The organism is Colwellia sp. BRX10-4, assembly GCF_014077465.1.
GTDB lineage: Bacteria > Pseudomonadota > Gammaproteobacteria > Enterobacterales > Alteromonadaceae > Colwellia_A.
Window position 1 is genome coordinate 1 of record NZ_JACGVZ010000029.1, and the last position, 14,486, is coordinate 14,486.

17 protein-coding genes and 1 other RNA gene are annotated in these 14,486 nt (G+C 36.4%); 12 read left to right on the forward strand and 6 right to left on the reverse strand.

Translation table 11 applies throughout. From position 1 onward, the window contains the following. The 3 genes from H4J67_RS17270 to grpE all read right to left on the reverse strand — a co-directional run. A partial coding sequence (locus H4J67_RS17270; protein ID WP_182204471.1) for a DnaJ domain-containing protein occupies positions 1–279 on the reverse strand: 279 nt, incomplete at its 3' end. Between the two features lie 156 nt (positions 280–435). Further along, positions 436–2,349, reverse strand: coding sequence for a molecular chaperone DnaK (gene dnaK, locus H4J67_RS17275; protein ID WP_070374307.1), 1,914 nt, complete (start codon positions 2,347–2,349; stop codon positions 436–438). Between the two features lie 281 nt (positions 2,350–2,630). Further along, entirely contained in the window at positions 2,631–3,284 is a 654-nt protein-coding gene (grpE, locus tag H4J67_RS17280) for a nucleotide exchange factor GrpE (protein WP_182175999.1), read from the reverse strand. Positions 3,285–3,740: 456 nt separating this feature from the next. Here grpE and nadK point away from each other — a divergent pair, with 456 nt between their 5' ends. The 3 genes from nadK to H4J67_RS17295 all read left to right on the forward strand — a co-directional run bounded on the left by nadK (position 3,741) and on the right by H4J67_RS17295 (position 6,902). Then, entirely contained in the window at positions 3,741–4,622 is an 882-nt protein-coding gene (nadK, locus tag H4J67_RS17285) for an NAD(+) kinase (RefSeq protein WP_182204472.1), read from the forward strand. A gap of 109 nt (positions 4,623–4,731) precedes the next feature. Next, positions 4,732–6,420 (forward strand): DNA repair protein RecN, encoded by a 1,689-nt coding sequence (gene recN, locus H4J67_RS17290; RefSeq protein ID WP_182175997.1) that lies wholly within the window; start codon positions 4,732–4,734, stop codon positions 6,418–6,420. Between the two features lie 134 nt (positions 6,421–6,554). Then, entirely contained in the window at positions 6,555–6,902 is a 348-nt protein-coding gene (locus tag H4J67_RS17295) for an outer membrane protein assembly factor BamE (RefSeq protein ID WP_070374311.1), read from the forward strand. A gap of 69 nt (positions 6,903–6,971) precedes the next feature. Here the strand turns inward: H4J67_RS17295 and H4J67_RS17300 are convergent, their stop codons facing one another. Together H4J67_RS17300 and H4J67_RS17305 are read right to left on the reverse strand one after the other, a co-directional pair. Next, the gene (locus H4J67_RS17300; protein ID WP_182175996.1) at positions 6,972–7,352 is read right to left on the reverse strand and encodes an RnfH family protein; all 381 of its coding nucleotides are present in this window, start codon (positions 7,350–7,352) and stop codon (positions 6,972–6,974) included. Further along, complete coding sequence (locus H4J67_RS17305) at positions 7,345–7,785, reverse strand: SRPBCC family protein (RefSeq protein ID WP_070374314.1); 441 nt, start codon at positions 7,783–7,785, stop codon at positions 7,345–7,347. The genes H4J67_RS17300 and H4J67_RS17305 overlap by 8 nt, the downstream gene beginning before the upstream one ends. Positions 7,786–7,935: 150 nt before the next feature. Between H4J67_RS17305 and smpB the strand changes: the two genes are divergently transcribed. The 7 genes from smpB (at position 7,936) to H4J67_RS17340 (ending at position 12,085) form a co-directional block, all read left to right on the forward strand. Continuing rightward, positions 7,936–8,418 carry an SsrA-binding protein SmpB gene (gene smpB / locus H4J67_RS17310; RefSeq protein ID WP_070377008.1) on the forward strand — a complete coding sequence of 161 codons (483 nt, stop codon included), beginning with the start codon at positions 7,936–7,938 and terminating at the stop codon, positions 8,416–8,418. A gap of 94 nt (positions 8,419–8,512) precedes the next feature. Beyond that, positions 8,513–8,862, forward strand: a transfer-messenger RNA (tmRNA) gene (ssrA, locus tag H4J67_RS17315). A gap of 83 nt (positions 8,863–8,945) precedes the next feature. Beyond that, positions 8,946–10,601, forward strand: a complete 1,656-nt coding sequence (locus H4J67_RS17320) for a replication endonuclease (RefSeq protein ID WP_220471673.1) — start codon at positions 8,946–8,948, stop codon at positions 10,599–10,601. A gap of 127 nt (positions 10,602–10,728) precedes the next feature. After that, complete coding sequence (locus tag H4J67_RS17325) at positions 10,729–10,977, forward strand: hypothetical protein (protein ID WP_182204476.1); 249 nt, start codon at positions 10,729–10,731, stop codon at positions 10,975–10,977. A gap of 92 nt (positions 10,978–11,069) precedes the next feature. After that, on the forward strand, positions 11,070–11,267 hold the full coding sequence (locus H4J67_RS17330) for a hypothetical protein (RefSeq protein WP_182204478.1): 198 nt from the start codon (positions 11,070–11,072) through the stop codon (positions 11,265–11,267). Positions 11,268–11,296: 29 nt separating this feature from the next. Beyond that, on the forward strand, positions 11,297–11,818 hold the full coding sequence (locus H4J67_RS17335; RefSeq protein WP_182204479.1) for a hypothetical protein: 522 nt from the start codon (positions 11,297–11,299) through the stop codon (positions 11,816–11,818). A 12-nt stretch (positions 11,819–11,830) separates the two neighbouring features. After that, a complete protein-coding gene (locus H4J67_RS17340; protein WP_182204481.1) occupies positions 11,831–12,085 on the forward strand; it encodes a hypothetical protein in 255 nt (84 codons plus the stop codon). Between the two features lie 34 nt (positions 12,086–12,119). Here H4J67_RS17340 and H4J67_RS17345 read toward each other — a convergent pair whose 3' ends face one another. Beyond that, on the reverse strand, positions 12,120–13,121 hold the full coding sequence (locus H4J67_RS17345; RefSeq protein ID WP_182204482.1) for a hypothetical protein: 1,002 nt from the start codon (positions 13,119–13,121) through the stop codon (positions 12,120–12,122). Positions 13,122–13,237: 116 nt separating this feature from the next. On the opposite strand from H4J67_RS17345, the gene H4J67_RS17350 reads away from it, so the two are divergent. Together H4J67_RS17350 and H4J67_RS17355 are read left to right on the forward strand one after the other, a co-directional pair. Then, on the forward strand, positions 13,238–13,408 hold the full coding sequence (locus H4J67_RS17350) for an excisionase (protein WP_182204484.1): 171 nt from the start codon (positions 13,238–13,240) through the stop codon (positions 13,406–13,408). Then, positions 13,393–14,478: a site-specific integrase gene (locus H4J67_RS17355; protein ID WP_182204486.1), complete on the forward strand. Its 1,086-nt coding sequence runs from the start codon at positions 13,393–13,395 to the stop codon at positions 14,476–14,478. The genes H4J67_RS17350 and H4J67_RS17355 overlap by 16 nt, the downstream gene beginning before the upstream one ends. Positions 14,479–14,486: the final 8 nt, after the last annotated feature.

Here is a 14,486-nt window from a genome sequence, read left to right on the forward strand (position 1 = left end):
TTGACCACCGCCGCCAAAGCCACCGCCAAAACCACCGCCGCCATTGCCACCTTGTTCAAATGCCGCATGACCGTACTGATCAAATGCAGCACGTTTTTGGTCGTCATTTAGAATTTCATAAGCTTCTTTAACTTCTTTAAATAGCTCTTCTTTGTCTTTATCACCGGCATTACGGTCAGGATGAAGCTTCATCGCTAAACGTTTGTAGGCTTTTTTGATATCACGCTCAGACGCATCTTTTGATACTTCTAGCACTTCATAATAATCGCGTTTTGACATAGTGACTTCTTTTAACTGGTGTTGAAATTTTAGATATTAATTAAGTAAAATGACATTATAAATAGTTAGCTATTTTCAATGGCATTTTATAACGATTTTTAACGTAAGAAGCGCTGGTTTTTAAACCAGCGCTTATATATTTTCCGTTATTAAAGACTATTTGTCTTCTTTAACTTCTTCAAATTCAGCGTCAACAACATCGTCATCAGCTGGCGCAGCGCCGTCTGATTCAGGAGCGCCTTCTTGAGCACCGGCTTTCGCTTGAGCAATTTCCATTAACTTAGCTGATGCTTCGATAACGGCTTGAGATTTAGCTTCAATCGCTTCTTTATCGTCGCCTTTGATCTCAGTTTCAAGTTCAGTTAATGCTGTTTCAATTTTTTCTTTGTCTTCGCTTGGTAAGTCATCGCCCGCTTCTACAATTTGCTTGCGAGTGGTATGAACTAGACCGTCAGCTTGGTTACGTGCTTTAACTAATTCTTCAAACTTAGCATCTTCATCAGCGTTAGCTTCTGCGTCACGTACCATTTGTTCTACTTCTTCATCAGATAAACCAGAAGAAGCTTTAATGGTAATCTTCTGTTCTTTACCTGTGTTCTTATCTTTAGCTGTTACGTGTAAAATACCATCAGCATCAATATCGAAAGTTACTTCAATCTGTGGTGTTCCACGTGGTGCTGCATCGATACCTTCAAGGTTAAATTGACCTAAAGATTTGTTTGCAGACGCTTGCTTACGCTCACCTTGAACAACATGAACCGTTACCGCAGCTTGATTATCGTCAGCTGTAGAAAAGGTTTGTGACTGTTTAGTTGGGATAGTGGTGTTTTTATCGATAACTTTCGTCATCACGCCGCCCATTGTTTCGATACCTAATGATAATGGCGTAACGTCTAATAAAAGTACGTCAGTTACATCACCAGAAAGAACACCTGCTTGTATTGCTGCACCAGCGGCAACGGCTTCATCAGGGTTAACATCTTTACGAGGTTCTTTACCGAAAAATTCTGTTACTGCTTTTTGTACCATTGGCATGCGTGACTGACCACCAACTAAGATAACATCATTGATATCACTTACTGATAAGTCTGCGTCTTTAAGCGCTTGTGCTAATGGTATTAACGTTGCTTTAACCATGTCTTCAACTAAAGACTCTAATTTAGCACGCGTTACTTTAATGTTCATATGCTTAGGGCCGCTGCCGTCAGCTGTGATGTAAGGTAAGTTAACATCTGTTTGTTGTGCTGAAGAAAGCTCACATTTAGCTTTTTCTGCTGCTTCTTTCAAACGCTGCATTGCAAGAGGATCAGTCGTTAAATCCATACCTTGGTCTTTCTTAAATTCAGCAACAAGATAGTTGATTAAACGGTTATCAAAATCTTCACCACCTAAGTGAGTATCACCGTTGGTCGCTAATACTTCAAACGTGTGCTCGCCTTCAACTTCATCAATTTCAATAATTGAAATATCGAAAGTACCACCACCTAAGTCGTAAACAGCAATAACTTTATCGCCTTCTTGCTTGTCCATGCCGTAAGCAAGAGCAGCAGCAGTTGGCTCATTGATAATACGTTTAACTTCAAGACCAGCAATACGACCCGCATCTTTAGTTGCTTGGCGTTGTGAATCATTGAAGTAAGCAGGAACTGTAATTACTGCTTCTGTTACTGCTTCGCCTAAAAAGTCTTCAGCAGTTTTTTTCATTTTCTTTAAAACTTCAGCTGAAACTTGTGGTGGCGCAACGTTCTTATCACGTGTTGTAACCCAAGCATCGCCGTTGTCAGCTTTAACAATACCAAATGGCATAATTTTAATATCACGCTGAACTTCTTCGTCTTCAAAGCGACGACCAATTAAACGCTTAATGGCGTATAATGTATTTTTTGGGTTTGTAACAGATTGGCGTTTAGCAGGTTGACCTACTAACGTTTCGCCATCTTCTGTGTATGCAATAATTGAAGGAGTTGTACGATCGCCTTCTGCATTTTCAATTACACGTGCTTTGCCGCCATCTAGTACAGCAACACAAGAGTTTGTTGTCCCTAGGTCAATACCGATTATTTTGCCCATCTTGAGGATCTCCGAATACTAATTAAAATAAAGCTTATTAAAGTAAGATTTTTTAATAAACCTGTTGATGAAACAAATAGTGGGGGCAGTAAAATCCTTTTCAACTAATTTCCAAGAAAAAAAGTAAATTTATTTCATTATTTAGCTATTTGTGAAGATTTTTTTGTTGTTTCTCACCGATAGCGATAAAACACCCTAATAAAACTTATTTGCCTGCTAAAAACAAAAAAGCGGTAAGAAGTTTTATAGAAACTTCTTACCGCTTTTTTTAATGATATTTTTTATGCTGTGGTATCAACTACCGGAGCAGATTTAGAAACCATTACCATCGCTGGACGAATTAAACGGCCATTGAGTTCATAACCTTTTTGCATCACAGCAATAACGGTGTTTGGCGCAACGCCTGGAACTTCTTGCATAGACATAGCTTGATGTAATTCAGGATTAAAAGGTTGGTCTTGTGGATCAACTCCTTTAACGCCAAATTTTTCTAACGAAGCAATTAAACCTTGTAGGGTTAATTCAAGACCTTCAATAATGCCGGTATTGTTTTCATCTTCTTTATCTATATTCTGTAAAGCACGTTCTAAATTGTCTACTGACACTAACATTTCAGCAGCGAATTTTTCTAAAGCAAATTTACGTGCTTTATCGACGTCTTGTGCACTACGGCGGCGAATATTATCAACTTCGGCTTTAGCACGAACTACAGAGTCTTTTTGATCTGCAATAGTGGTTTGCGCTGAAGAAAGGCTTAACTCAAGTTCGTTAATCTTTTCTTGCTCGGCACTAATCACTTCATGGGCATGAATATGTTGAACTTCGACTTGCTCTTCAGCTTGGTCGATAATTTCTTGCGCCATAATTTCTTCGGGCGTTAAAGCTTCTGTTGATGCTTCAGCTGTATTTTTGTTTTCTGTTGACTCATTAGTCATGAAAGCTCCAAAATAAACTAATAATATATTTAACAATATAAAGGTTATATAAATCTGATAACGCTAATTATGGGGACTTCTTGCTACGATTCAAGCTTAAATACCAATTTAATTAAGTTTGTTGTTACTGAGCGCTTGTCAGTGTTTTGAGGAAAAATATCATTTTTTTGTATAAAGTCACTCTATATAAAAGCAATTACCTGCAGGTATCTAATCGCCAAAAAACGTCAAAAGTTATATTTTAAAAGGCCTACAGCCTAGGTTATTAGTTTTGACAATGAAGAACTATTCTCTTCAATTAATACCTTAGCCCTAAATCTTTCAAATCTCGCTGAAGCGGAAATTTAATCAAAATGCTACTCAGTAAATAATTTATAAAAAAGTCAACTTTACAAGCCATGAAAATACAGCGAAACTATTATTAATCCTAAGATACAAACAACTTACTGCGTAGACATGAGCAAAATTTATAACACTATAGGTTTAATAGGCAAACCAAATCACGAAGGAGCCAGCGCAACAATAACAGCGCTCTATCAATTCCTTACCAGTCAAGGCTATCAGGTATTAATTGAAAGCTCAGTTGGCCCATCAATCGATATCGATAATCTAACGATTGGTACCCTAGTAGAAATTGGTGAACAAGCTGACCTGGCTATAGTCGTGGGCGGTGATGGTTATATGTTAGGTGCCGCAAGGGTTCTATCATGTTTTGATATCGGTGTTATTGGTGTAAACAGAGGGAACTTAGGCTTTCTTACCGATTTATCGCCCGATGAATTAATTGAACCACTTGAGAAAATTTTACGTGGCGAGTCGCGCGCTGAGCAACGTTTTATTATTGAGGCAGAAGTTTATCGCCACGGAAAATTGAAAAGCTCTAACAGTGCGGTCAATGAAGCAGTGCTACACGCAGGAAAAGTAGCCAGCATGATTGAATTTGAAGTTTACATTGATGGTAGCTTTATGTTCAGCCAACGCTCTGACGGCTTAATCGTGTCAACACCTACTGGCTCAACCGCCTATTCAATGTCGGCAGGTGGTCCAATTTTAACACCCAATTTAAATGCCTTATCGTTGGTGCCGATGTTTCCACACACCCTGACCAGTAGACCCATAGTCGTCGACGGCAATAGTGAAATAAAATTATTACTCGCCAATGAGAACTATGAAAACTTACAAGTAAGTTGTGATGGCCATGTTATTTTAGCGGTATTACCAGGTGATGAAGTTATTATTAGAAAAAGTGAATATACGCTGAGATTAGTTCATCCTCTAGACCATGACTACTTTAATGTACTGCGTAATAAATTAAGTTGGGGCAATAAGCTTTATTAATTTTTAACAAATTCAAGCTGTTGAATTTTTATTCGATTAACACTTGCACAAAACCACTTTACTGTATAAATTAACAGGTATACATATTTATACAGTGAATTGGTTTCTCATGCTTTTACATCTTAACATTCAAAACTTCGCCATTGTGCGCTCCCTAGATATAGATTGGCGCAAAGGTATGACAACCATCACCGGAGAAACAGGTGCGGGTAAATCAATAGCTATTGATGCCTTAGGTTTATGTTTAGGCGATAGAGCGCTCACTAATGTTGTAAGACCCAATACTAAAAAAGCAGAGTTAGCCGCAACCTTTGATATTAACAAAAACATTTCCGCACAAAAATGGCTTAAAAAAAATGGCCTCTCCCTAACAGACGAACACGATGCTGAGTTAGATTGTGAATGTATTTTACGCCGAGTAATATCAGCTGAAGGACGCTCAAAGGCCTACATTAACGGTAGCCAAGTTCCGCTTGCCCAACTTAAAGATATTGCACAATTTTTAATAAGTATTCATGGCCAACACGATCACCAACTCATTGTTAAGCCGGCACAACAGCGAAAAATACTTGATGAGTATGCCGATCATCAGCACTTATTAGACGACGTTCAATATTACTATCAGCAATGGCGAAATCTCAATACAGAACTAAAACAGTTACAAGAAAGTAAAGAACAACGCGAAGCAAAACTGCAATTATTACAATACCAAGTGACCGAGCTAGACGAATTTTCACTACAAACGGGTGAATTTCAAATTCTAGAAAGTGATTACAAGCGTCATAGTAACGGTCAGTCATTATTGACCGGCACTTTAAAAGCATTGCAAACTTTGTCTGAAAACGAAAATCATAATATTTCAGACAGCCTAAGAAACAACTGCGAACAATTGAATGATTTAGTTCATATGGATCCTAAGTTAGCAAATATTGCTAACACCTTGAGCGAAGCACTTATTCTTGTTGAAGATGCTAATGATGAGCTAAAGCACTACTACGACAAGCTTGAACTCGACCCAGAAGCTTATCAAATGATTGAAGACCGCTACTCGCTCGCTATTCAACTCGCTAAGAAACATCAAGTGGCACCCGAGCATTTGCCAACGTTACACTTAGAGATAAAACAAGCCTTACATGTCATAAATTCAGACGGTTCAAGACTAGATACAGCATACATAGACATTGAAAAAGCTAAGGTACATTACCAACAATCTGCTCAGGCGTTATCAACATCAAGAGTAAAGTCGGCTAAAAAACTCAGTAAAAAAATCACGCTGAGCATGAAAGAGCTCAATATGAACAACGGCATATTTGACGTATCGGTACAGCAAGTTAATGTTGAAGCTTTATCACCGTTTGGCCTTGATGAAATAAACTTTCTTATTAGCCTTAACCCAGGTCAAAAATTAGAAGCAATGAACAAAGTTGCTTCTGGTGGCGAATTATCACGTATTAGTTTAGCCATGCAGGTTATTTTGGCGGACAAGGTGATCACACCGACCTTAATATTTGATGAAGTTGATGTCGGTATCAGTGGCCCAACAGCGGCAATGGTCGGTAGCAAGCTACAAGAATTAGCCCAAAACACCCAAGTTATTTGTGTAACACATTTACCACAGGTCGCTTGCAAAGGGCATCAACAGTTATTTGTCAGTAAATTAACCGATGGCGAGTTTACAGAAACAAAAGTAACGGAACTAAGTGCTAATGGCAGAGTCCAAGAAATTGCTCGCTTATTAGCGGGGAATAAAATAACAGATAACAGCTTGGCTAATGCTCAAGAGTTACTTGCCGGTTAATAAATTAATTTTAACGTTAAGTAAATAAACCGAGTTGAGGCACAAAGGTGCAAAATAAATTGAAAATAGTTTTGTATCTCTTCGCGGGCTTAGTTATCATCCCCATTCGAACTTATTAGGATAAATGAAAAAACATGTTATTTCGCATTTTAGCCATTACTATTGCCCTATCTCTTTCTGCCTGCTCAAGCTGGGTCTATCGTTTTGACATTCCTCAGGGAAACTTTTTAGAACAAAAAGATATCGACAAGCTTCAAATTGGCATGACTAAAGAACAAGTAAAATTTGTACTTGGCAGCCCTGTTGTTAACGATGCCTTTGGCAATGATACATTGCACTATGTTTACTTATTAAAATCAGGTCGAAGTGAAGAGTTTAACGTTAAGAAGAAATTTATCCTCTATTTTGATAATGAATTATTAGCCAGCGCAGAAGGTGACTTTGTCTTAGGTGACAACTTTTACGTTCCTATGGTTAACTAAAAAATATTTTAGCCCCATAAAAAACGGCCTTAATAGCCGTTTTTTTTACTTTAAATTTTACGATGCTTTTTAGCTGGCTTTATTTCGACGCGGGTCTACACGACCACCGGTAACTTTATCGGCACGTCCTTCATCTTTTGCTTTTTCAGCTCGGCGCTTTCTAACCTCTTTTGGGTCAGCAATTAAAGGTCGATATATTTCAATACGGTCTAAATCTCGTAAAGTATCCGTTAATTTAGCGGCGCGATTCCAAATACCGACATTGTTTACGGTTAAGTCTATTTCTTCAAAATCAGATAAAATGCCTGAAGCAATAATACCTTGCTCTAACAAGGTGCCTTCATCGACTAAAAGCGTTAATAGCTTTTGTCTATCGGGTAGTCCATAAACAACTTCTATTTGTATTTTACGTTGAGCAAGTTCTTGCTCTATCTCTATGCTATCAACCATTAGAATGATAAACCTCTTTAGCTCTTTGTGTAAAAGCTTGTACCATATTATTGGTCAAACTTGTAAAAACACGGCCAAATGCCAAATCGAATACTTTACTCGAAAACTCATACTCTAAATGTAAACTAATCTTACAAGCTTCTTCAGATAATTCAGTTAGTTGCCAGTAACCTGTCAACTTTTTAAAAGGACCGTCAACTAAATCGAGTTGCACTTTATTATTACCAATCAAGGTATTCTTGGTGGTAAACCATTTTTTTAGAACCCCCTTCGAAACCATCAAAGCAGCGGTAACTTCATTACCTTGCTGAGAAATTATCTTACTGTCACCACAATTGGGAATAAATTGAGGATAAGCAACAATATCATTAATTAATTGATACATTTGGTCAACGCTATACATCACTAAAGCGCTGCGACTAATTACGGGCATTTATTTTCCTCAACTTTAAAGGGTAATGATAACAAAGCCGTGAGCAAAAGGCATTAAAGAGAAAAATTGAAATTAATCATTCAAATATCAATAATTCTCCGTATAATGTTTGCGATTGCTATTTTTGATGGCAAACAAAATGGAAATATAATGGCACAGAAAAAAAAATCAAACAGCAATACTATTGCGTTAAACAAAAAAGCTCGTCATAACTATTCTTTAACTGATAAGTTTGAAGGTGGGATGAGCCTGCAGGGTTGGGAAATTAAAAGTATCCGTAGCGGAAAAGTTAATATCTCTGATTGTTATGTACACGTAAAAAACGGTGAAGCTTATTTATTGGGTGCTGAAATAATGCCGCTCAATGCTGCCTCTAGTCACGTAGTATGCGAACCTAATCGTGACCGCAAGTTACTATTGAATCGACGTGAATTAGAGAAAATAACTGCCGCTGTAGAGCGTGATGGTTATTCATTAATTGCCACGGCGATGTATTGGAAAGCAAATTGGGTCAAACTCGAATTTTATTTGGGTAAAGGTAAGAAAGACCATGATAAGCGTTCTGATATCAAAGACAGAGAATGGGCTGTTGATAAAGGCCGATTAATGAAAAATAAGAATTTAGATCGATAACAAGTTAACAATTAACACGTTGTTTATTTAAAAGAAGCGCTGTACAATGCGCTTTATAGACTGAATAAGTTTATAATTAAGATGTAAAAACTTTGGGGCGGATCTAGGATTCGACAAGATTCATGAAACCCGAGGTGCATGCCCAGGGGCGGTTTGCCTGGTAAAAAGCCGCAAAACTATAATTGCAAACGACGATACGTTCGCACTAGCCGCTTAGGCTAGCCATCGCCTCAAAAATTCTCCTATTGTTTAGAGGATCGATGGTCACCCCAAATAGGATAGCGAGGGAAGCACGCTTAAGGCTGAACCGCGAAATAGTATTAAGCTCACCATGACGAAGCCTGTCGGTTGGCGTCTAATTGGTTAAACAAATAATCGACTAAGCATGTAGTACCAAGGATGTAGGCTTTTTGGACGGGGGTTCGATTCCCCCCCGCTCCACCACATTAAAGACTGACGAAAGCCAGTTAAATCAAGCTACAGCCCCTAGAAATAGCGACTGTAGCTTTTTTGTTTCTGATACCCCATTGGTCTCAGATAGTCCTAAATGGGCTACAGAATGGCACGATTTTGACACTTTTTTACCATCGTCAAAAAATAACACTGGTACACGCGAAAATTATTCCTTTCGTAAAGCAGTATTTAAACGACACCCCTACTTTTATAATTCCCTTAAAAGTCACTATCTCAGAATTTACAATCAAAAGAATTTGCATGAAGCTGACCTGTTTCTATATAAAATAGATAAATCACTCGTCATTCATGATTTAAACCTTTCGTCGACACCTGCAGAGATTAAAGTTTTTTGTGAGAATATATCCAAAAGATGTGGATTCACTATTGCTGAATATGGTCAGAATAAAACCTCATATCAAATATGCCAAGGTATCGCTAATAGATACACCATTCAAATTGATAGTTATGATGCTGATAAACCATTCATACCAACATTAAATAAATTAGCTTGTAGTAATTGGTGGTTTAGAAAAATCAATAAATTGCGCATCCAATATATTGAACAAGTTCATAGGAAATTAAATTTAGTTAATAAAGACGCAAGTTGTTACGCCAGTGCATTTGCTTTAGAAAACAGAAAAACTCAGCTTGAAAACTCATTTGAGTATTTAATGGCTAATCAAATTGTTAATGAAGATGGTCAAACCTACACTCTTCTTGATGTATATAAAAAATCTGTGTCCAACCCTAGAATTCGTAAAGCTGAACTTATGACTCGTATACGTGGCTTTGAAGAAGTCGCAACAACAATGGGACATGCTGGTGAGTTCTATACGTTAACTTCCCCATCAAAATATCATGCTTACTCTAATGGTAAAGCAAATCCTAAATTTAATGATTCAACACCAAAAGACGTAAATGAGTATTTTAATAATAACTGGAAACTTATTCGTTCAGCATTACAAAAGAAAAATATACACCCTTATGGATTTCGAGTTGTAGAACCGCATCATGACGGAACACCACATTGGCATTTATTACTATTCATGCATCCTGACGATGTAAAAACTACTCGCTCTATTATTAGCAAATATGCTTTGCGAGAAGATGGTAATGAACGAGGCGCTAAGAAACATCGTTTTGATATGACTTCAATTGATCCTAATAAAGGTAGCGCGGCTGGTTATATCGCTAAATATATATCAAAAAACATTGATGGTTCAGACCTTGATGATGATTTATACGGAAATGATGCAAAGCCCGCAGCTTCTAAAATTGATGCATGGTCTTCTTTATGGGGTATACGTCAATTTCAGCAAATTGGTGGCCCCTCTGTGACGGTTTGGCGTGAACTCAGACGTTTACAAGAATCAGAGCAACCAGAAGTAGTAACAGCTTTTGTTGCAGCTGATTCTGGTGACTGGGCTGCTTATGTGATGGCTATGGGTGGTGCAATATTACCAAGACGTAACCGCCCTATTCATCCCTACTATGAAACTAAAGTAAATGAGACTGTTGATATTGATACAGGAGAAATAATTCAGAATAACTTAACTTATTACGGTGATGTTAAAGCCCCATCAATAAAGGGCCTTATTAATAAGAGTGTTATCAACCTAACTCGTACTCGACTATGGAAAAAAATAACACAACCAATGACGACTTTCGTCCCGAAGAATGAGAGTCGAAATAAGGAATTGGTCAAATTACATCCTATACCCATATGACAATATTCCCTGGCGCGAAAGCTGCGACGACGAGGGCGAAGCCTGAGCAACGAGGAGAAGCGCGAAGCGCCCTTGGACTTGTGTAAATAACTGTACTAACTAATTCAAACAACGGAAAAACAACAATATGAACATAGAAACATTTGGATTTGGTGACCAATTCACACCAGAAGAAGCCTTTGAACTTCTTAATAGTCATGTAGTAAATAAGGAAGACGAGAACAATAAAAATCTAGCCATTGAACAAATTGGTTTTGTTGCTGGTGTTATCACCCTAAACGATGAAGTGGAGGTGATGATTAAATTCCCTAAACAACTAATACAACTTACAAAAACAGCTTTTGCTGAACAAATGACGTTATTGGAAATGCCTTAATAACGGTGTAAAACGCTCTTTAAAAATTTGATAATTTATTATTAGGTTGGAAGTAGATTTACAAATATGTATTCTCTAACCTGATAATAAAAATGGATTTAATTACAATGCCTTTCTTCATAGAAATAAAAGCAAAATGCGATATATGTAAATATATTGATGACAAATATACAGGTATATCAACTTTTGACGTAACCAGCTTGATAGAAAAAAATGGATGGATAAAAAAGGGAAAAAAATTGATTTGCCCTGATTGCTCATTAAAACAAAGTAAAAAGGAATTAACTTAACTATGTTCAGTATTTACCAATTGTATTGCATGAATAATCAAAAACTAAATTTTAGAGTTAAACGTAACACATGGGGGAATTTAGCAGTCACTATAGATCGTATTGATAATATTATTTACAGTGCCAATGATTGGCGGTGTGATTCATACACTAAAAACCAGTCCTATGAAAATTATGGATATGGTGAAATAATCGTAAACAATGAAGTGTTCAGAACTATAGGTTGTGGAGGAAATTATAGTTGGTTATTTGCTGAAGATATTGAATATGATGAAAAACTATTACGAAAACCTAAAGATCCATCTGTAAAAGGTCTTAAAACACAGAAAGCACGGAAAGAATATAAATGTTATCACTGCAAGGAAATCATTTCTAAAGGCCAATTATATGAAAGATATGAAATGCGTTCAGCCGGAAAGTTTGGCCCAATAAATGAAGTTTTTTCCATAGGTCATAGAGATAAGATGAGAGAAGAGTATTTTGACAAATCATCAGAAAACATTAAATATCAACAGTTAATAGATACTTGGAATGATGGGATTCTAATTTAGAGGTGCCATGAAGTGATATTTATAATTTCAACACACAGTACACCTAGGTTTTATAAAAGTGATGGTGGCTTGCCAATACAAGTTGATAGCATTAAATTTATAAATGAAAAAGATGGCTATCTACTATTTCCTCCTGTGATAGCAGAGCCTATGCAAGCTATATCCGAATTATACAAAGCAGAAATTCCGTGTTACTTAACAAAAATTGATGCTAGAAAAAAGGCTGTGGAACTGAAATTAACAGGTTTTAAATACTTAAAATTATAGTTTTAACATCCGAGATAATTAAGATAAATATCTACTACCTCAAAAGTTTACCTTTCTTAGTGACATGGTCAAAACTAAATACATGTTCTCTAGGCGATTCATCACAAAGTCCAATTAATCGTCCTTTGTATGAGTGTTTTCCATTTTCTATAGCAACTTCATTGCCACAGATAGGACATGTTGCCTGATATATAACAAGTTGCAATTCTCTAATTGATTTTCCTGACGCCCTTTTTTCTTCTGTGCGAATTGCTCTTAGCTGTGCTGAATTGACTTTTAAACCTAATAACCAATTAGGAGCAATCGCGATCCTATTATTCATTGCTTCATATATTGGTTTTAACAAGATATAAAATAAATAGAATACTGAAATTATTAATATAGAGTAGATAAGGCTAGCGGTTGATAATGCAAAGTAATTCCATAGCAGCAAAAAATAGCTACAAACTAACGCTATTATTGGAAGAGTGATATATGAATAAAGCTTCCAACCACTTACTTTAAAATTAAGAAGAAATTTAGCCCATGTTGCTGTTTTGGGTAACTGAGCTACAACGTACTCAATTGATGTAGAGCACTCACTTACAAACTCATTCGATTTGAGTTCAACTTTATGATTTATTTCATCGGATATTGGAAAGAGCCCAATATAAAATAAAGTTTTATGCCCACCTTGAGACTCAGTGTTTTTAATAGTAGGTAAATATTTAACCCCTTCTAAAGAACAGAAGTGAGTAACTTCTTCAATATTGTCCTTAATGAATTTATCAAAACCTTTCCTATGGCGCGTTATAAAATCTTTTGCCGCAGCATAATCTTCTTTCGGATTAAATGACTCTTCACATATTTCATTGGCATCAAAAACCAAATCAGATGAAGAATGTCCACCTTCGATATAAACAATAGTTTTATTAAGCAACGCTAGATAAATTTCAACTGGCTTTCTCTCAGTATTACTTGTTTGAACAAAGTATTTCTCAATACGTTTACATGTTTTAACCAGTTCATCCAAATCTACTTGGTCATTAGCAATCATCTACATCCCTTTATTTTATTGATTATAGGTAGTACTTACCTAGTACATCATCTGTTTACGACCTGATTTTAAAGCAATTATTGACCTCAAGTCCAGCACAGACCAATGGAGACAATATGAACTGGGTAACAATAAAGAAATTTTCGCAATTATGCGGATACACCGAAGACGCTATCAGAGCAAAAATAAAAAAAGGACAATGGATGATCGATCAGCATTTTAAAAAAGCGCCTGATGGCAGAATTTTAATTGGTATAAAAGAGGTAGAAAAATGGATAACAAGCTAACAGGTATTAAGGCTAATAATTCAAGCATTAGTATTTCTTTTACTTATAACGATGTTCGTTGTAGGGAAACAGTAAAAGTCAAACCTACTAAATCTTCATTAAAAGAAATGGTTCGTAAACGTGATGCTATTTTATATGAAATTGAGTTTGGTAAATTTGATTACTTAAAGCATTTTCCTAACAGCAAAAGAGCAAGAGACTTAGCAAGTACTCAAGCTAATATAATTACCATTAAAGAAATGATTAATTCATGGTTTAAACGCACTCAAGACCAATGGGAGTATTCAACTAAACGCGGATATATTAGTAAAATAACTCATCATATTGAGCCTAATTTTGGTCATATTCTCGTGAGTGAATTCAAACCTAGTTTTTTTAAAGATTGGGGGGCTACATCAACTTTATCAGGTAAAACTAAAAATGAAGTGCGCTCTATTATGCGATCAGCTTTTCAGGAGTTATATATTGATGAAGTTATAGATGGTAACCCTATTGACCGTATAAAGCGCTTTAAACATATTAAAAAAGAACCAGAACCATTCAATGCTATTGAACGCGAAAGTATATTAGGTCAAATGTCAGGACAAGTACTTAATCTTTATGAATTTGCCTTTTGGACAGGTTTAAGAACTAGCGAACTGTTAGCTCTTAGAAAGTGTGATATTGATTTAAAGCGTAAAGTTATCTTTGTAAGAAAAGCTTTAGTGCATGGCAGAGAAAAAGGCACTAAAACAAAGTCAGGTGAGCGTACTCATGAACTACATGAAAAAGCACTATCAACACTAAAAGCACAATTAAAGTTAAATACAGCTAACCAAGAAAGAATATTTCTCAACCCTAAAACAAATAAGCCATGGCGCGATGATCGCGCTATTTACCATAATTGTTGGCAACCTGCTGTGAAGCAATCAGGTGTTAAGTTTCGTAAACAATACAACACTCGCCATACTTATGCATCTACGATGCTTACCGAAAACAAACCTATTGCATGGGTAGCAAGACAATTAGGCCACAGCGATATAGCTATGACGTTAAGTACTTATGCTCGTTGGATACCAGAAAACAAATAAAAGGATAA

Bases quoted from the DNA above. Each gene is read 5' to 3' on its own strand.
- H4J67_RS17350 (WP_182204484.1), top strand. From the start codon at position 13,238: ATGAACTGGGTAACAATAAAGAAATTTTCGCAATTATGCGGATACACC.
- H4J67_RS17330 (WP_182204478.1), top strand. From the start codon at position 11,070: ATGGATTTAATTACAATGCCTTTCTTCATAGAAATAAAAGCAAAATGC.
- grpE (WP_182175999.1), bottom strand. From the start codon at position 3,284: ATGACTAATGAGTCAACAGAAAACAAAAATACAGCTGAAGCATCAACA.
- H4J67_RS17305 (WP_070374314.1), bottom strand. From the start codon at position 7,785: ATGCCCGTAATTAGTCGCAGCGCTTTAGTGATGTATAGCGTTGACCAA.
- H4J67_RS17325 (WP_182204476.1), top strand. From the start codon at position 10,729: ATGAACATAGAAACATTTGGATTTGGTGACCAATTCACACCAGAAGAA.
- H4J67_RS17355 (WP_182204486.1), top strand. From the start codon at position 13,393: ATGGATAACAAGCTAACAGGTATTAAGGCTAATAATTCAAGCATTAGT.
- nadK (WP_182204472.1), top strand. From the start codon at position 3,741: ATGAGCAAAATTTATAACACTATAGGTTTAATAGGCAAACCAAATCAC.
- H4J67_RS17295 (WP_070374311.1), top strand. From the start codon at position 6,555: ATGTTATTTCGCATTTTAGCCATTACTATTGCCCTATCTCTTTCTGCC.
- dnaK (WP_070374307.1), bottom strand. From the start codon at position 2,349: ATGGGCAAAATAATCGGTATTGACCTAGGGACAACAAACTCTTGTGTT.
- H4J67_RS17300 (WP_182175996.1), bottom strand. From the start codon at position 7,352: ATGGTTGATAGCATAGAGATAGAGCAAGAACTTGCTCAACGTAAAATA.
- H4J67_RS17335 (WP_182204479.1), top strand. From the start codon at position 11,297: ATGAATAATCAAAAACTAAATTTTAGAGTTAAACGTAACACATGGGGG.
- smpB (WP_070377008.1), top strand. From the start codon at position 7,936: ATGGCACAGAAAAAAAAATCAAACAGCAATACTATTGCGTTAAACAAA.
- H4J67_RS17345 (WP_182204482.1), bottom strand. From the start codon at position 13,121: ATGATTGCTAATGACCAAGTAGATTTGGATGAACTGGTTAAAACATGT.
- recN (WP_182175997.1), top strand. From the start codon at position 4,732: ATGCTTTTACATCTTAACATTCAAAACTTCGCCATTGTGCGCTCCCTA.